This window comes from Hyphomonas atlantica corrig. (genome assembly GCF_000682715.1).
GTDB classification, from domain to species: Bacteria; Pseudomonadota; Alphaproteobacteria; order Caulobacterales; family Hyphomonadaceae; genus Hyphomonas; species Hyphomonas atlantica.
The window spans coordinates 39830-55630 of sequence record NZ_AWFH01000045.1; the positions used below are offsets into that span (position 1 = coordinate 39830).

General features: G+C 58.2%; 16 protein-coding genes. 10 read left to right on the forward strand and 6 right to left on the reverse strand.

Annotation, left to right across the window (positions count from 1 at the left end):
* Nucleotides 1–75: 75 nt before the first annotated feature.
* Nucleotides 76–228 (reverse strand): entericidin A/B family lipoprotein, encoded by a 153-nt coding sequence (locus HY36_RS12885; protein WP_035554000.1) that lies wholly within the window; start codon nt 226–228, stop codon nt 76–78.
* A gap of 158 nt (nt 229–386) precedes the next feature.
* On the opposite strand from HY36_RS12885, the gene purQ reads away from it, so the two are divergent.
* From purQ to HY36_RS12900, 3 genes are all read left to right on the forward strand, one after another.
* On the forward strand, nt 387–1055 hold the full coding sequence (purQ, locus tag HY36_RS12890; protein WP_035553581.1) for a phosphoribosylformylglycinamidine synthase subunit PurQ: 669 nt from the start codon (nt 387–389) through the stop codon (nt 1053–1055).
* A 93-nt stretch (nt 1056–1148) separates the two neighbouring features.
* Nucleotides 1149–2345: a DUF418 domain-containing protein gene (locus HY36_RS12895; protein WP_035553583.1), complete on the forward strand. Its 1197-nt coding sequence runs from the start codon at nt 1149–1151 to the stop codon at nt 2343–2345.
* 64 nt (nt 2346–2409) lie between these two features.
* Nucleotides 2410–3429 (forward strand): adenosine deaminase, encoded by a 1020-nt coding sequence (locus HY36_RS12900; protein WP_035553585.1) that lies wholly within the window; start codon nt 2410–2412, stop codon nt 3427–3429.
* Here the strand turns inward: HY36_RS12900 and HY36_RS12905 are convergent, their stop codons facing one another.
* Nucleotides 3430–4071 carry a hypothetical protein gene (locus HY36_RS12905; RefSeq protein WP_035553587.1) on the reverse strand — a complete coding sequence of 214 codons (642 nt, stop codon included), beginning with the start codon at nt 4069–4071 and terminating at the stop codon, nt 3430–3432. It abuts the gene before it with no gap.
* 164 nt (nt 4072–4235) lie between these two features.
* Here HY36_RS12905 and purL point away from each other — a divergent pair, with 164 nt between their 5' ends.
* Complete coding sequence (gene purL / locus HY36_RS12910; RefSeq protein ID WP_035553590.1) at nt 4236–6503, forward strand: phosphoribosylformylglycinamidine synthase subunit PurL; 2268 nt, start codon at nt 4236–4238, stop codon at nt 6501–6503.
* 62 nt (nt 6504–6565) lie between these two features.
* Here the strand turns inward: purL and HY36_RS12915 are convergent, their stop codons facing one another.
* Nucleotides 6566–7183: a porin family protein gene (locus HY36_RS12915; RefSeq protein WP_035553593.1), complete on the reverse strand. Its 618-nt coding sequence runs from the start codon at nt 7181–7183 to the stop codon at nt 6566–6568.
* 293 nt (nt 7184–7476) lie between these two features.
* Entirely contained in the window at nt 7477–8469 is a 993-nt protein-coding gene (locus HY36_RS12920) for a M20/M25/M40 family metallo-hydrolase (protein WP_051602781.1), read from the reverse strand.
* Nucleotides 8470–8600: 131 nt separating this feature from the next.
* Between HY36_RS12920 and HY36_RS12925 the strand changes: the two genes are divergently transcribed.
* From HY36_RS12925 to grxD, 3 genes are all read left to right on the forward strand, one after another.
* Nucleotides 8601–8837, forward strand: a complete 237-nt coding sequence (locus HY36_RS12925; RefSeq protein ID WP_035553595.1) for a BolA/IbaG family iron-sulfur metabolism protein — start codon at nt 8601–8603, stop codon at nt 8835–8837.
* Between the two features lie 68 nt (nt 8838–8905).
* A complete protein-coding gene (locus HY36_RS12930) occupies nt 8906–10843 on the forward strand; it encodes a M2 family metallopeptidase (protein WP_035553597.1) in 1938 nt (645 codons plus the stop codon).
* Between the two features lie 83 nt (nt 10844–10926).
* Complete coding sequence (gene grxD, locus HY36_RS12935; RefSeq protein ID WP_035553600.1) at nt 10927–11265, forward strand: Grx4 family monothiol glutaredoxin; 339 nt, start codon at nt 10927–10929, stop codon at nt 11263–11265.
* A gap of 2 nt (nt 11266–11267) precedes the next feature.
* On the opposite strand, the gene HY36_RS12940 is transcribed toward grxD, so the two are convergent.
* Nucleotides 11268–11510, reverse strand: a complete 243-nt coding sequence (locus tag HY36_RS12940) for a hypothetical protein (protein ID WP_035553602.1) — start codon at nt 11508–11510, stop codon at nt 11268–11270.
* A 183-nt stretch (nt 11511–11693) separates the two neighbouring features.
* On the opposite strand from HY36_RS12940, the gene rimO reads away from it, so the two are divergent.
* Nucleotides 11694–13049, forward strand: a complete 1356-nt coding sequence (rimO, locus tag HY36_RS12945; protein WP_051602782.1) for a 30S ribosomal protein S12 methylthiotransferase RimO — start codon at nt 11694–11696, stop codon at nt 13047–13049.
* Here rimO and HY36_RS12950 read toward each other — a convergent pair.
* A complete protein-coding gene (locus HY36_RS12950) occupies nt 13031–13735 on the reverse strand; it encodes a DJ-1/PfpI family protein (RefSeq protein ID WP_035553604.1) in 705 nt (234 codons plus the stop codon). The two genes, rimO and HY36_RS12950, sit on opposite strands and share 19 nt — an antisense overlap.
* Nucleotides 13736–13801: 66 nt before the next feature.
* On the opposite strand from HY36_RS12950, the gene HY36_RS12955 reads away from it, so the two are divergent.
* Nucleotides 13802–14767, forward strand: coding sequence for a GlxA family transcriptional regulator (locus HY36_RS12955; RefSeq protein ID WP_241764206.1), 966 nt, complete (start codon nt 13802–13804; stop codon nt 14765–14767).
* A 100-nt stretch (nt 14768–14867) separates the two neighbouring features.
* Nucleotides 14868–15788, forward strand: a complete 921-nt coding sequence (locus tag HY36_RS12960; protein ID WP_035553607.1) for a GIN domain-containing protein — start codon at nt 14868–14870, stop codon at nt 15786–15788.
* The last annotated feature ends 13 nt before the right edge of the window (nt 15789–15801 follow it).

The following is a 15801-nucleotide window of genomic DNA, read 5'->3' on the forward strand; positions in this document are numbered from 1 at the left end:
ATCCCGAACAAGAAAGGCCCCGACGTCGCGTTGGGGCCTTTTGCGTTCTGAGGGCTGGAAAGACGAAGGCCGAATCTATTTTGACATCTTCTCCTTCACGTCCCGCGCAGTTTCGGAGACGACTTCGCCACCTGCCTGAACATCGCGGCCAACGCCTTCGACCGTGTTGCACGCCGTCGCCAGCGGCAGCAGAGAGAGCGCAAGCGCTGCAGCCATGAGTTTCTTCATCTGGTCACTCCCATGAATATGAATGGCCAGAACAATGTGCCTGAAGCCCTCATTCGGCAAGGCGGCATGCGCGCCTCTGTGCTTTTTGCCGCTCTTTCACCCTCACCACCGCAAATGCCTGTTCCCTTTTCACCCGACTCCCTGCTAAAGCCCTGCGCATGAAAACCGCTGTGATTGTCTTCCCCGGATCGAATTGTGACCGCGACGCTTATGACGCGCTTGCACAGGTAACCGGCCAGGCCCCGGCTATGGTCTGGCACAAGGACGGAACCATTCCGGACGGCACGGACCTCGTCATGGTCCCCGGTGGCTTCTCCTATGGCGACTATCTGCGCTGCGGCGCGATGGCTGGCAATTCACCGATCATCTCTCAGCTTCACGCGCATGCGGAGCGCGGCGGCTATGTGCTCGGCGTCTGCAATGGCTTCCAAATCCTGTGCGAAACGGGCCTTCTGCCCGGCGCGCTGATGCGCAATGCATCGCTCCACTTCGTGTGCCGTCCGCAGGCGTTAAGCGTGGAGTCAGCGAACACGGCCTATACCAGCGCCTATTCCGGTACGCCGGAAGTCGTCATTCCGGTCGCGCATCATGACGGCAATTATTTCGCCGATGACGCCACGCTGGACACGCTGGAAGGCGAAGGCCGCGTGGCGTTCCGTTATGCCAAGGGCCAGAACCCGAATGGCTCGGCGCGCGACATCGCCGGCATCCTCAGCGAGAATGGCCGCATCCTCGGCATGATGCCCCACCCGGAGCGCGCCATTGGCGGGCATGAAGGCGGCACCGACGGTCTTGGCGTCTTCGAAAGCCTGCTTAGCGCGGCCTAGCCTCTACTACCCAATCGGCTTCGAGATAGCTCTTGACGCTCCGTACACCGGGCATTATCGAATTTCGATAAAGCCGTGCCGGAGGGGAAACGCATGACATATCTCGAGGAAAGTCAGGCTGCTGGCCGCGAAATATTTCCGGACCTCGCCCGCGCATGGGCACTCTTCGGCATAGCGCTGGTCAATGTTGGCGTGCTCGCCTGGCCGATGATGAGCAGCTATCATTATGAGGGTGCTGCCCCGACTTCGCTCGATACAGCCGCCTGGTTTGGCGTGAATGCGCTGTTCCTGATGAAGTCCTACTCACTGTTTTCCTTCATGTTCGGGGTGGGCTTTGCCTATCAGATGCAATCGGCCGCGCGGCGCGGCGTCGCCTTTTCGGGGCGATACTGGCGCCGCATCATCGGCTTGCTCGCCTTTGGCGCCCTCAACATTGCCTGCTTCTTCTTCGGCGATATTCTCGTCGTCTATGCTGTTCTCGGGACGATCCTGTTCCTGTTCCGCAATGCATCCCAGAAAACCCTCATAGTGTGGGGGTGCATCATCTATGGCATCCAGATCCTGGTGATCGGACTGATGGCACTGATGGTCTATCTGGGGGTGACGTTCGCGCCGGAAGAAATGGCGAAGACAGCAGCGGAATTTGCGGTCGAAGATTCAAGAGCCATTGAGGTCTTTGGATCAGGCAGCTTCCTTGATGCGGCAGCGTACCGGACAAGCGAATACGTTTCGGGGTTCCCGTTTATCCTGATGTTCCAGGGCTTTGGCGCATTTGCCTTCTTCCTGTTTGGTCTCGCCGCCGTGCGCAGCGGTGTCATAGCTCGCGCATCCGCCCCAATCTGGAAGCCTGCCCGCCGGTACGCTTTGCCGCTCGGCATGCTGATCAGCGGCGCCGGAGGTTGGCTCATGCTCGTCGGAACCGGCATGATGGATCCGCTGATGATGCTCGGCATGCTGCTCGTGGCCATAGGCAGCCCATTCTCGACGTTCGGCTATCTCGGGGTGATTGCCAAATGGGCGGAAGGCCAGCCCGGCCCGATTACCGTGTTCTTCGCGAGAGGCGGCACGTCATCTCTGACGGCCTATCTGCTTCAAGGTCTGATCTTTTCGCTGCTGTTCAGCGCCTATGGGTTTGGTCTGTTTGCGACCCTCCCGGCGGCGCAGAGCATCGGCGTCGCCTTCCTCGTCGCCCTGTTCAGCGTGACCTTTGCGAGCCTCTGGCGGATGCGCTTCCAACGCGGACCGATGGAGATGATCCTGCGCAACTGGACCTATCTCGGCGCGCGTTAGGCAGTTGTGACTTGCCCTTGAGACCGGCTTCCCGCTCTATGGGCGAAAGACCGGAGGCCCTCTCATGTCCGCGCACTCAGACCTGATCCACAAACTCCCCAAGGCCGAACTCCACCTTCACATTGAAGGCAGTTTCGAACCTGAAATGATGATGACGCTGGCCGAGCGTAACCGGATCGACATCCCGTTCAAAACGCTGGACGAAGCCAAGGCGGCCTATGACTTCAACAATCTCCAGGAATTCCTCGACCTTTACTATCAGGGCATGAATGTCCTGCGCACCGAGCAGGACTTTCACGAGATGACATTCGCCTACCTGCAGCGCGCAAAGGCGGACAATGTCGTTCATGTCGAAATGTTCTTCGACCCACAGGCTCATACGGAGCGCGGGGTGGCCTTTGGCGCTGTCACAGAAGGTATTCTGGGTGCGCTGGAGCGGGGTGAGAAAGAACTCGGCATCACGTCCGAACTGATCATGAGCTTCTTGCGGCACCTCAGCGAGGAGGACGGTTTTGTCCTGCTGGATGAGTCGACGCCCTGGCACGAACACTTTGTCGGAGTCGGGCTCGACAGTTCCGAAGTCGGCCACCCGCCCCTGAAATTCCAGCGTCTGTTCGAACGGTGCCGCGAACTCGGCTTCAAGCTCTGTCTCCATGCGGGCGAGGAAGGTCCGCCGGAATATGTACGTGAAGCCTTGCTGGACATCGGCGCAGACCGGATCGATCACGGCAATCGGGCGATGGAAGATCCGGCGCTCATTGAAATCTTGCGCGACACGCAGATTCCCCTGACCAACTGCCCGCTCTCCAACCTGTCACTGTGCGTACTGGACGATTTGCGAAAGAGCCCGGTGAAGCGTCAGCTCGAAGAAGGTCTGCTCGTCTGCGTGAACTCTGACGATCCCGCTTATTTCGGCGGCTATATCGGGCAAAACTATGAGGCGATCACCGAAGCGCTCGAACTATCGTCAGATCAGATCGTCCAGCTCGCCAAGAACAGCTTTACAGGGTCCTTCCTGCCGGACGATCAGAAGACAAAGCACGTCGCCGCAATCGATCAGATTGCAGCGACGATGGGAGGCTGATCAGGAGCCGGTTGCCGGATCTTCGGATTCTTCCATTTCCGCGTCCTCAGCATCGCTCGCATCCTCGGCTTCAAGGCTGGTTTCGATTGGCGGACGGCAGGATTCGATCAGGGCTTCGATCCGCTCATCTGTCGGGACGACATATTCGCTCTGTGCCACCACCAGGCGCAGGTCACCTGCACCATTGGCAAGCGCACGAGCGGCTTGGGACCTGGTGTCGAAGACGCCGGACACTTCCCCCGCATCCTCATCCAGCTGGGCCGGAATGGCAGCGTTCCCAGCGGAGGTCAGCAGGCCAATCTGGTTTGGCGCTTCATCGTCGGAATAGACGCGTCGCATGACGAGCGCATTCGCAGCGCCTTCGCCCGCAAATGCGTCCGGCTTCTGGCACGTCAGCGAAACCAGAACCGTCTCGCCATCTTCCGAAACGAATTCAAGGCGTTCTCCAGACGTTGCATCTGCGTCAGCCCAGCTTCCCGCGGCCTGAGTGACCTGCCTTTCAGGTTGCTTCGTTTCAGGCTTTTCCTTGTCAGATGAGGCTATGGGCGACGGTGCGGGCATCGTGTCTCCACCAGTCTGGCTAACCTCAGAGCCGCACGCCACGAGCGCCAGCGGCGCGGCAAACAAAAGCAAGTGTCTCATGGTCGGGGTCCTTTCCAATCGCTGTCCCGGTTGCCCAATGAAACGCGCATCTGTCCGGCGCGGTTTCCGTTAAATCCTGTCCATCATGGCAAATCGTTCATCTTCGGCGGCTGAACCGCAATAGAGTCTGGCGACTCGGGCCATTTGCGGTTAAAGCGCCGGGCATGACTGACACATCTGCGATCCTCGCCCACCTCACCGCCGAGCAGGACGATACTGCCGGCCTGGAACATGGCATCAAGGCCGATGAATGGGAGCGGCTGGTCTCCCGACTCGGACGCAAGCCGAACCTTGTCGAACTCGGCATCTATTCGGTGATGTGGTCAGAGCATTGCTCCTACAAATCCTCGCGTCGTCACCTGTCCAAATTCCCGACGAAGAATGACCGAGTCATTCAGGGCCCCGGCGAGAATGCGGGTGTGATCGACATTGGCGACGGACAGGCCGCTATCTTCAAGATGGAGAGCCACAACCACCCGTCCTATATCGAGCCCTACCAAGGCGCGGCGACGGGCGTGGGCGGGATTCTGCGAGATGTGTTCACAATGGGCGCGCGGCCAATCGCGCTGGTCAATGCATTGCGCTTTGGCGATCCGAGCCATCCGAAAACGCGCAGCCTGGTGGCCGGCGTCGTCGCCGGTATTGGCGGATACGGCAATTGTGTCGGTGTGCCGACCGTCGCGGGCGAGACCCAGTTCGACGAAGGCTACAATGGCAACATTCTTGTCAATGCGATGGCTGTGGGCCTGGCCGATCAGGACAAGATTTTCTATGCGCGCGGCGCGACGCCCGGCAACCCGATCTTCTATGTCGGCTCCAAAACGGGTCGTGACGGCATCCACGGTGCCACGATGGCGTCTGCCGAGTTCTCCGAAGGCGACGAAGAAAAGCGCCCCACGGTTCAGGTCGGTGACCCATTCACCGAAAAGCTGCTGATCGAAGCCTGTCTAGAGCTGATGGCGACCGATGCCATTCAGGCGATCCAGGACATGGGCGCAGCGGGCCTGACCTCTTCCTCCGTCGAGATGGCCGCAAGCGGCGGCGAGAATGGCGAAGGCATTGGCGTGGTCATGGACCTCGACAAGGTTCCACAGCGCGAAGAAGGCATGACGGCCTACGAGATCATGCTGTCCGAGAGCCAGGAGCGCATGCTCATGGTGCTCTATCCGGACAAGATCGACGTGGCGAAGGCAATCTTCGAGAAATATGATCTCGACGCAGAAGTTATCGGCGAGACGACCGACAATGGCCATCTCGTCCTGAAGCAGTTTGGTGAAAAGGTTTGCGATATTCCTGTCGCGCCTTTGGCCGACGACGCACCAAATTATGACCGCCCCTGGACCGAGCCGCCAAAGCGCGCGCCGCTGGACATCACGAAGTATCCCGAGCCGGAAAACTATGGCGAGGTTCTGCTGAAGCTGATGTCGTCTCCCGATATGGCCTCCAAGCGCTGGATCTGGGAACAATATGACCGCCACGTGATGGGCGACACGGTCGACTCCTCGCAAAGCCAGGGCGACGCCGCCATTGTGCGCATCCACCGCACGAACAAGGCGCTCGCCATCTGTTCCGACTGCAACCCACATTATGTGGCCGCAGACCCCTTTGAGGGCGGCAAGGCGGTCGTAGCAGAAGCCTATCGCAACCTGTCCGCCGTCGGCGCCACGCCGATCGCGATCACGGACAATTTGAATTTCGGCAACCCGGAAAAGCCGGCCACGATGGGCTATATCGTCAAAGCCATTGAAGGCATGGCCGAGGCCTGCCGCGAGCTCGACTTCCCCGTCGTGTCCGGCAATGTGAGCCTCTACAACGAGACTGACGGCAAGGCGATCCCGCCGACGCCGGTGGTCGGCGGCGTGGGCCTGATCGAGGATGTGTCGAAAACTGCGACGTTGAAAGGTGCGCAGGATGGCGATTTGGCCTTCCTGATCGGTGACGCTGGAGGTGAGTTAGGCGCAACCCTGTACGCTCGCACAATCCTCTCGCTCAAGGGCGAGGACCTTGGGGCACCGCCATCCGTCGATCTGGCCACCACAGTTAAAACCGCCGGGACTGTCCGGGATCTCGTCACGTCGGGCATGGTTGCGGCCGTCCACGACGCCAGCGATGGCGGCATGGCCTGCGCGGTGACAGAAATGGCGCTCGCTGCTGGCATGGGTGTCGAAATCTACGCCCCAGCGGAGAGTACGTCCGCATTCCTCTTCGGCGAAAACCATGACCGCTATGTCGTGGCTGTATCAGCCGACCAGGAAGAAGCATTCCGCAAGGCCATCGGCGAGGCCGGACTGTCACTCACACAAGTGGGTAAGTTTGGCGGTGACGCGATTGGCTTCAAGGTCGTTGGCGCAGGGGAGCAGTCCTTGCCTGTAGCGACGCTGCGGGACGCTCATGAAGGCTGGCTGCCGTCCTACATGAACTCCGTCGACTGAACGAGAAACACCCCTCCTGCATTCTGCAGAAGGGGTGCTCGCTCTGGTGATCAAGTGATCGACTAGAATTTGTAGCCGACGCCCAGCATCACACCATTCGTGTCGGTGTCTTCGAACGAATAGTAGGTGTAGTCACCGCGCAGCTGCCAGTTCTCGGTCAGGTCGTAAGTTACACCCGCACCAACGGCTGGGCCTTCCTCGGAATCCTCGACGGTGATAGGCGCACCGCCTGGTGTGGCCAGCGAGGCATCCAGGTCGATGTAGGCATAACCAGCACGAGCGAACAGGTCCATGCGTTCCGTTACCGGAAGGTCCGCACGACCATAGAGACCCACCAGGTAGTTCAGGCCAATATCACCTGAAGCAGCGATCAGGTCGTTGAAATCGCCGTCATTGTTGTCATCGAGATTGAACTCGTCTTCATCGACATTGTAGTCGAACTCGCCATCATCAATACCGGAGGCCAATTCACCTTCAAGGCTGAAGACATTGTTGAATTTGTAACCGAGACGCGCGGCGATGCCGTTCGTGTCAACACCTTGTTCTGCGCCATCCGGTTCGATTTCGAGATATTGATAACCGCCGTCCAGATAGAAGCCGGTATCGCTGTCATAAGACTGGGCCTGTGCACCCATAGCCAGGCCTGTTGCCGTCGATGCGATCAGAAAATACTTAAACATGTGGTCTCCTTTAAAGACGTGATCAGCTCCCGCCAGAGCGGCGAGACCACAAGGAAACCGTGTCTGAACTGTGTCCGTTCCGATGACAAATCCGCAACCTGCACACGTTGCCGCAAAGCCACACATTCTTAATGCGGATTAATCACCATTACCGTTGTTTTATAAAAGTATTTTTTAGGTTTCAGCCAGCCCTGAGACGATACGAAAAGGCCGTCTGGCAGCGCCTCTGGAACCAAATTCAACCTCCAACGTTTGCGCCCACCTGTCCTTTACAGGATCAATATGAACCCCTGCTATTCTGGCGCGCTGGAGAGTGAGATCCATTCATCCATTCTATCGACCGTCATTGCCAGAGTGTCACCCGCACGCACGAAGAAATCATGCGTGATATTCAGGTAGTCATCAGACGGATCATGATAGCCATCATGATCTTCGACACCGAAATAGAGAAACGGGATACCGACTTCGTGAAAGGCGACATGATCTGACTGGCTCGTCCAGTCATCATATCCAAGATCCGGAGAATCATGGCCGGTCAGCAGCGTGACCGGTGCGTCTGTGGAAAGCGCCTCTATCACTGGCTTAAGTTGCGGATAGGGTGTTGTCCCGGCCACATGAAGTTCTCCCGCTTCGGATCGGCTGACCATGTCAAAGTTGATATTCAGCGCCACGCGTGACAAGTCGATCAAGCCAGATCTCACCATCGCGCGCGCGCCCAACATACCCTTCTCTTCGGCATCGAGCGCTGCGAACACAATGTCATGGGTCGGAGGATTGCGCCGAAAATAGTCGGCAACACCGATCAACGCCGCAACGCCGGAGGCATTGTCGTCCGCACCATTGTAAATTTCGCCCTTCTGAATTCCGAGGTGGTCATAATGCGCCGTCACGACCAGCATCGGCCCTTCGCCGGGTGTCTCGCCTGCAATCCAGCCGATCAAATTCGTGCCTTTGTCCGGCGTGCCGTCCTCCGCGTCTGTCTGAATGATTGCGAATTCGTGCGCATACGTCTCGCCGGGCCGGCGCAGGCCAAGAGTCTCGAACCGTTTGAGAATGAACCCTTGAGCAGCCGCATTGCCCGACGTTCCGGTTTCCCGTCCCTCCAGCGCATCAGATGACAAAGTCTCGGTGAAGTTCAGCATTGCCGGGCCATCAATATAGATTGGTCGATACTGGTTCAGCGCTGGCTCAGTCTCCTGATCCTGATTCATGTAGACGAACACAACGCCGATAATGGTCAGCACGAAAAGAACTTCAGCGAGAATGAAGGCGCGCAGCTTGGTCATGGGAAAATCCGGGAATCTAACTGAAACAGCATATTAGGTGCGTAACGCGCTCACCTCAATCGCTTCATCCGGGCGCTTGACGTCGCGGGCATGACACGCCACCTCTGCGGCGCAACTGGAAGGAACAGCCCATGGCCATGTCACGCGAGACCCTGCTCGGTTATCTCACCGATGCCTTTCCTGAAGCGGAAATCACGCTGACTGACCTGGCGGGCGACGACAATCATTGGCAGGCCGAAATCGTGAGTCCCCAGTTTTCCGGCCTGAACCGCGTAAAACAGCACCAGCTTGTCTATGCTGCCCTCAAGGGCACGATGGGTGGCGAGCTGCATGCCCTCGCCCTGAAGACCAAGGCGCCAGAATCCTGACACCGGAACATTGACGAAAACGGCAGTTCGATATTGTTTCATCCGAAACCAAGGATGAGGAATTGCCCATGAAACGCCTGAGCCTGACAACCAGCGCCATTGCGCTGAGCTTTGTTGTCGCCGCCTGTACGGCACCCGAGAAGAGTGAGGACGCCGCAACCGCAATGCCTGAGACGCTCGCGGAGATTACCGAAGCGCCTGATCATTCGGAAGAAATCGCCGCCGCCTACGCGTTTATGGAACGCGCCGAAGCGGAACTTGCCGCTCAGAGCCATATCGCAGCCCAAGCCTACTGGAACCAGGCCACCAACATTACGCCAGAAACGAACGCCGCCGCGGCGGAAGCTGGTGCCGCCTCTACGAAATTGGCTGTTTCACTAGCCAATGAGTCCAAGCAATTCGATGTCAGCGTCCTGCCAACGGAACTGGCGCGCAAATTCAACATGCTGCGCACTGGCATCACCATCCCCGCCCCATCTACTGCCGGTGCGGCAGAGGAATTGTCCCAGATCACCACACGCCTCGACGCGACCTACAGCACGGGCCGCTACAAGCTGAAAGAGAACACGGACTCGGTCCTGAGATTGCTCGGCGACCTCAGTGAAGCGGAACGTGACGACATCGTCGAAAAAGGTCTGACGCTCGATCAGCTGTCCACGCTCATCGAGAACAATCGTGATCCTGAAGTGCTGAAGGAAGTCTGGGAAGGTTGGCGCACAATATCGCCGCCCATGAAGGGCGATTATGCGCGCATGGTCGACATCGCCAATGAGGGCGCCAACGAATTGGGCTTCGAAAGCCTCGATCAGATGTGGCTGTCTGGCTATGACATGCCACCCGCGGACATGGAAGCAGAAGTCGAGCGACTTTGGAGCCAGGTGGAGCCACTGTACGAAGAGCTGCACTGCTATACGCGCGCGAAACTGAACGATGAATATGGCGATGACGTACAGCCACGCACCGGCCCGATCCGCGCTGACCTGCTCGGCAATATGTGGGCCCAGCAATGGTCGTCCATCTATGACATCGTGGAACCGGAAAATACGGGCGAAATCCCCTACGACCTGACCAAACGGCTGAACGAGCGGGGCTATGATGCCATCAAGATGGTCGAGACCGGGGAAGCCTTCTTCACCTCGCTCGGACTGGACCCGCTGCCGGAAACGTTCTGGGAACGCTCCATGATTGTTCGCCCGGAAGGCAAAGAGGTCGTTTGCCACGCCTCCGCCTGGAACCTCGATGACGAAGAAGACGTGCGCATCAAAATGTGCACAGAGGTGAATTCGGAGGACTTCTACACGGTGCACCATGAGCTGGGGCACAATTTCTATCAGCGCGCCTACAAGCATCAGGACTATCTCTACAAGACCGGCGCGCATGACGGCTTCCACGAGGCCATTGGCGATTTCGTCGCCCTGTCGATCACGCCGGAATATCTGGAACAGATCGGCTTGATCTCGGAAGACGAAAAACCGGGCGCAGACGCCGACACGGCCCTGCTGATGCAGACCGCGCTCGACAAGATCGCGTTCCTGCCCTTCGCCATCACAGTCGATGGCTGGCGCTGGGGTGTACTGTCGGGTGAGACAGCGCCAGATGCCTACAACACGGCCTGGTGGGATCTGCGCCTGAAGAATCAGGGCCTTGTGCCGCCTGCCCCGCGCCCGGCCGACGCGTTCGATCCCGGCGCGAAATACCACATTCCGGGGAATACGCCTTATTTGCGCTACTTCCTCAGCTTCGTGATGCAGTTCCAGTTCCACAAGGCGGCTTGCGACCAGGCTGGCTGGGAAGGACCGCTGCACCGCTGCTCGATCTATGACAACAAGGAAGTCGGCGAACGCTTCAATGCCATGATGGAAGCGGGTGCGTCGCAGCCTTGGCCGGACACGCTGGAAGAGTTCACCGGAACGCGTGAAATGGATGGCAGCGCCATTATCGAGTATTTCGATCCCCTGATGCTGTATCTGAAGGACGAAAACGCCACGGAAAGCTGTGGCTGGTAACTCATTCATGTGCTCGGCAGCGTCAGAGCTTGACGCTGCCGGGTATCCACCTCACATGCTGTGGCAACAGCGGAGATACCAGTATGACCGACCAAGCCACGCTCGACGCCATCGACAAGGCCGTCAAATCCAACGACGTTGTGCTTTTCATGAAAGGCACACCGACCTTCCCGCAATGCGGGTTCTCCTCGGTCGTCGTTCAAGTGCTGGATTATCTTGGCGTTGAATATGTTTCGACGAACGTTCTGGAAGATCAGGCTGTGCGCGAAGGCATCAAGGCCTATTCCGACTGGCCAACCATCCCGCAGCTCTATGTAAAGGGCGAATTTGTCGGTGGTTGCGACATCGTGAAAGAGATGTTCGAGAGCGGCGAACTGCGCGACTTCATGAAAGACAATGGCATCGCGCTGGAAGAGGCCTGATCTCAGACCGAGAAGAGATGCGCGAGGCCAGCATGCTGGATCAGTGTGTTGCCATGCACGAAAGCTGGCGCCGCAAAGAATAAAGCACTGAATGCCAGACCGCTGAGATAGCTTTTGCGGCGACGAAACGGCATCGGGTAGCAAGCCTTGGCAGCCAGCCGCCATTTCTTGAGCGTATACGCCACGAGAACCAGCCCCAGCAGAGCTGCGCACCACGCGGCAATGGTCAGAAACGGATCGGACATATCGGCCTCTTGCTACAACTTCGTGTAGCATAGCCCTTTATCCTTTACAGAACGCAAAGCGTGTTTCTGCAAATTGCCTGTTTGGGAAAATGCGCCAGAAGGCATGTTGCAACTGCCAATCGCGCAATCGCGAGAAACATTCCCTTCTAGGCATGCAGGCTCGTTTCCTGTAGCTGAGCGCGCATGACCACAGCATCCCTCGCTCCCGCTCCCATTCGCCCCGCCAAGGCACCGAAAGTCGGCATCGTGTCGCTCGGTTGCCCAAAGGCGCTGGTGGACTCTGAACGCATCGTGACCCGCCTGCGCGCGGAAGGGTACCAGATCGCACCTGACTATGAGGGCGCTGACCTCGTGCTCGTGAACACGTGCGGGTTCCTCGACTCCGCTCGCGACGAAAGCCTGGGCGCAATTGGCGAGGCGATTGAATCAAACGGCAAAGTGATCGTCACAGGTTGCCTTGGCGCTGAGCCGGACGTCATCGAAAAGGCTCATCCAAAGGTTCTGGCGATCACTGGTCCGCAGCAATATGAGGCCGTGATGGACGCCGTCCACACGCACCTCACACCGCCGCACAATCCTCACATGGACCTTGTGCCCGAAAGCGGCCTGCGCCTGACACCCCGCCACTATGCGTATCTCAAGATTTCTGAAGGCTGCAACAATCGGTGCAGCTTTTGTATCATCCCGAAACTGCGCGGTGACCTGGTTTCCCGCCCGATCCATCATGTGCTGACCGAGGGCGAACAGCTTGTACGCGCGGGCGTGAAGGAGTTGCTGGTGATCAGCCAGGATACGTCTGCCTATGGCCTTGATGTGCGGTACAAGCCGGAGGTCTGGCGCGGCACCGAATACCAGACCCGCTTCCTGGATCTCGCCAAAGGGCTTGGCAGCCTCGGCGTGTGGACGCGCATGCATTACGTGTACCCCTACCCTCATGTGGACAATGTCATTCCCCTGATGGCCGAGGGTTTGATCACGCCCTATCTGGACATCCCTTTTCAACATGCGTCTGCGAACGTGCTGAAGGCTATGAAACGCCCGGCCAAGCAGGACAAGGTGCTTGAGCGTATCCTGCAATGGCGCCGCGATGTACCGGATCTTGCCATCCGCTCAACCTTCATCGTCGGCTTCCCCGGTGAGACCGAAGGAGACTTCGAAATCCTGCTGGACTTCATCCGTGAGGCAAAGATCGACCGTGCAGGGTGCTTCAAGTATGAAAACGTCGCCCATGCAGACAGTCGCAGCTTGCCGGACCATATCCCGGAAGAAGTGAAAGAAGAGCGCTGGCACCGTTTCATGGAAGTGCAGGCGAAAGTATCTGCTGACCGCGCGGCCGCGCAGATCGGCACCGTGCAGGACGTCATCATCGACGGCCCATCCGACACGCCGGGAGAAATGATCGGACGCACAAAGGCAGATGCCCCCGAAGTCGATGCGGTCGTCTATCTTGACGATGCCAGCCATCTGAAGCCGGGCGATATCGTTTCAGCCTCCATCGAAGATGCAGACGAATACGACCTCTACGGACGTCCGGCCTGAGCTCGCATCCGCGCGCCAGCCTCAACCGCTTCAGCGCGTCGCGCATCCATCAGCCCTTTCATGCGTGCATGGTAGACTTCCAGAATGTCGGGCTCGGCGAGTTCAGGTCGCCCTCCCGCAAAGGGCGGTGATGGCGCGTATTCATAGCCGAGCGTCAAAGCCTTGGCGTAGGCTTCGCCCGCAATCTCTGCAACCATGGTAAAGGCGAAATCAATTCCCGCCGTTACACCGCCTCCGGTGATGATGTTCCCGTCACGAACAACTCTCGAATCGTCGATCACGGCTCCAAACTCTGCGAGGAGATCTCGCCATGCCCAATGGCAGGCCGCCCTCTTACCCTGCAAGAGGCCAGCCGCGCCCAGGATCAAGGACCCGGTGCACACTGACGTGATGTAGGTGGCCTGCAGCCCCAGTCGGCGGACCTGCTTAATGAAGGCGTCGTCCAGCGTCCACTGCGTTGCAGTCACCCCGCCCGGAACACACAGCAAGTCGCAGCGATCGATGGTTGAAAGCGCCTGCGTCCTGCCAATCACAAGATTGCCTTCGGCAACCACAGCCCCCCCGTCTCGGCTTGCGACCAGCGTTTCAGACTTCGGCAGGCGGCACAGCACTTGGTGCGGTCCAGTGAAGTCCAGATGGGTCATGTCATCATAGATCGCGAAGACTGTTCGGAATGGCGGGGACATGGCGTGCTCCTTGTTTGCCTTCGCAGTTTCGCGTAAGACGCACTTGGCAGAAAGGACATTATTCCAGTGATTCATGCCAAGCCAATTTCCCGAAAGATCGGACTGCTCGTCTTTGACGATTTCCAGCTTCTGGATATGGCAGGCCCAACGAGCGTCTTTGAAATGCCGATACGGGGCATGGATCCAGCGCCTTACGAGTTCACGCTCTACTCCCAGCACGGAGGGAGCGTCCGCGCATCTTGCGGCGTGCGGGTTCACACAGAGCCCCTCGCGGAGCGTATGGCTCTGGACACGCTGATCATCTCCGGCGGCGAAGGTACGCGCACCGCCATGCATGACGGCGGATTGCTGACAGCAATCCGCAGCCTCTCAAAGCGCACACGCCGCACAACGTCCGTCTGCTCAGGCGCATTCCTTCTGGCGGCCGCAGGCTTGCTGGATGGCCGGAAAGCGACGACCCATTGGCGTCGATGCCCGGACCTGACACGCCGCTTCCCGAATGTTCAGGTGCAAGCCGATCGCATCTATGTACGAGACGATAAATTCTGGACGTCGGCCGGCATTTCAGCAGGCATTGATCTCGCACTGGCTCTCGTTGAGGACGATTTGGGAGAAGAGGTCGCCCGAAAAGCAGCCCGCGAACTCGTTATTCACCAAAGACGGCATGGCGGTCAGTCACAATTCTCGGTGATGCAGGAGGTGAAGCTCGCATCTGGCAAGTTCGACTCACTCATTTCCTGGATCAAAACGAATCTGGACAGCGAGCTCACCGTCGACATCCTGGCAGAAAAGTCCCGCATGAGTCCCAGAAATTTCGCGCGCGTTTTCAAAACCGAGACCGGCACAACACCGGCGCGCCTGATCGAAAAGCTACGCCTCGAAGCTGCGCGCGATCTTGTCGAAGGCTCTACCACCTCTTTGCAACAGATTGCTCAGGCGACGGGATTCCGAGAGGCTGATCGCATGCGCCTGTCATTCCTGCGTGCCTATGGACAGCCCCCTATGGTGCTGCGCCGCCAAAGAGAGACCTGACCGGGGCAGATGCTCAGCCCCGCTGAATTTATCGAAAAACAACGATTGACATATCGTATTTCGATAACTCATAGTGTCTTCAACGCAAATGGAGACTTTCATGCAACGCGCACTCATTTCGCTTTCCGCTCTCGCTATCGCTGCCCTTCCCGCGCTCGCTGACACAAAGGATTATGCTGTCGGCGACTTCACAAAGCTCGACGTCAGCGAAGCCATTCTGGTCATTTATGACAATGGCCCGTCCAGTTCCGTAACGGTCGAACAGTCAAACGGTGACTTCTCTGACATCAATATTGAGACAGACGGCGACACATTGTTGATCGATCGCATCAGCGTAGGCAGTGGCTGGCGCTCGAACATCTCCACGGACTTCAGGAATGGTGAACTTCGCGCCAAGGTGAATGGCAAGAAAGTGCCGTCCTACACAGTGCGCATCAGTTCGCCTGCAATATCTGGAATTGACGTATCTCGCTCCGCCCGTACTACGGCCAACTCCATCAACGCTGACGCCCTCGATCTCAAGGCTTCCTCAAGCGCGGATCTCATCATCTCCGGGCGCGCCAATTCAGTCCGCATTGATGCCTCATCATCCTCCGATATCGAGGCTGAGCGTCTCGTTGCAAATCGCCTTTCAATTGACGCCTCCTCAAGCGCCGACGTTGAAGCTCGCGCCGAAACGGATCAGCAGATCCGCATCGCCGCCTCGTCCAGCGCGGATGTAGAACTGAACCTGTCAGGCGGGGCTGACATCGAACTCGAAGCCTCGTCGAGCGCAGATCTGGAACTCGACGGCACGTGCGACCACATCGTCATCACAGCCTCCTCCTCGGCGGACGTAGAAGGGCGCGAGCTCATCTGTGCCTCCGCGAAGGTAAAGGCCTCCAGCAGTGCAGACGTGAACCTCTCAGTCACCGACACTGTGGAAGCGTCTGCTTCCAGTGGCGGAGACATAAATATCTTTGGAAACCCTGCCCAGCGTGACGTGCGCGAATCCAGTGGCGGTGACGTTTCTTTCAGATAAAAATACTCAGCCC

Bases quoted from the DNA above. Each gene is read 5' to 3' on its own strand.
- HY36_RS12885 (WP_035554000.1), bottom strand. From the start codon at position 228: ATGAAGAAACTCATGGCTGCAGCGCTTGCGCTCTCTCTGCTGCCGCTG.
- purQ (WP_035553581.1), top strand. From the start codon at position 387: ATGAAAACCGCTGTGATTGTCTTCCCCGGATCGAATTGTGACCGCGAC.
- HY36_RS12895 (WP_035553583.1), top strand. From the start codon at position 1,149: ATGACATATCTCGAGGAAAGTCAGGCTGCTGGCCGCGAAATATTTCCG.
- HY36_RS12900 (WP_035553585.1), top strand. From the start codon at position 2,410: ATGTCCGCGCACTCAGACCTGATCCACAAACTCCCCAAGGCCGAACTC.
- HY36_RS12905 (WP_035553587.1), bottom strand. From the start codon at position 4,071: ATGAGACACTTGCTTTTGTTTGCCGCGCCGCTGGCGCTCGTGGCGTGC.
- purL (WP_035553590.1), top strand. From the start codon at position 4,236: ATGACTGACACATCTGCGATCCTCGCCCACCTCACCGCCGAGCAGGAC.
- HY36_RS12915 (WP_035553593.1), bottom strand. From the start codon at position 7,183: ATGTTTAAGTATTTTCTGATCGCATCGACGGCAACAGGCCTGGCTATG.
- HY36_RS12920 (WP_051602781.1), bottom strand. From the start codon at position 8,469: ATGACCAAGCTGCGCGCCTTCATTCTCGCTGAAGTTCTTTTCGTGCTG.
- HY36_RS12925 (WP_035553595.1), top strand. From the start codon at position 8,601: ATGGCCATGTCACGCGAGACCCTGCTCGGTTATCTCACCGATGCCTTT.
- HY36_RS12930 (WP_035553597.1), top strand. From the start codon at position 8,906: ATGAAACGCCTGAGCCTGACAACCAGCGCCATTGCGCTGAGCTTTGTT.
- grxD (WP_035553600.1), top strand. From the start codon at position 10,927: ATGACCGACCAAGCCACGCTCGACGCCATCGACAAGGCCGTCAAATCC.
- HY36_RS12940 (WP_035553602.1), bottom strand. From the start codon at position 11,510: ATGTCCGATCCGTTTCTGACCATTGCCGCGTGGTGCGCAGCTCTGCTG.
- rimO (WP_051602782.1), top strand. From the start codon at position 11,694: ATGACCACAGCATCCCTCGCTCCCGCTCCCATTCGCCCCGCCAAGGCA.
- HY36_RS12950 (WP_035553604.1), bottom strand. From the start codon at position 13,735: ATGTCCCCGCCATTCCGAACAGTCTTCGCGATCTATGATGACATGACC.
- HY36_RS12960 (WP_035553607.1), top strand. From the start codon at position 14,868: ATGCAACGCGCACTCATTTCGCTTTCCGCTCTCGCTATCGCTGCCCTT.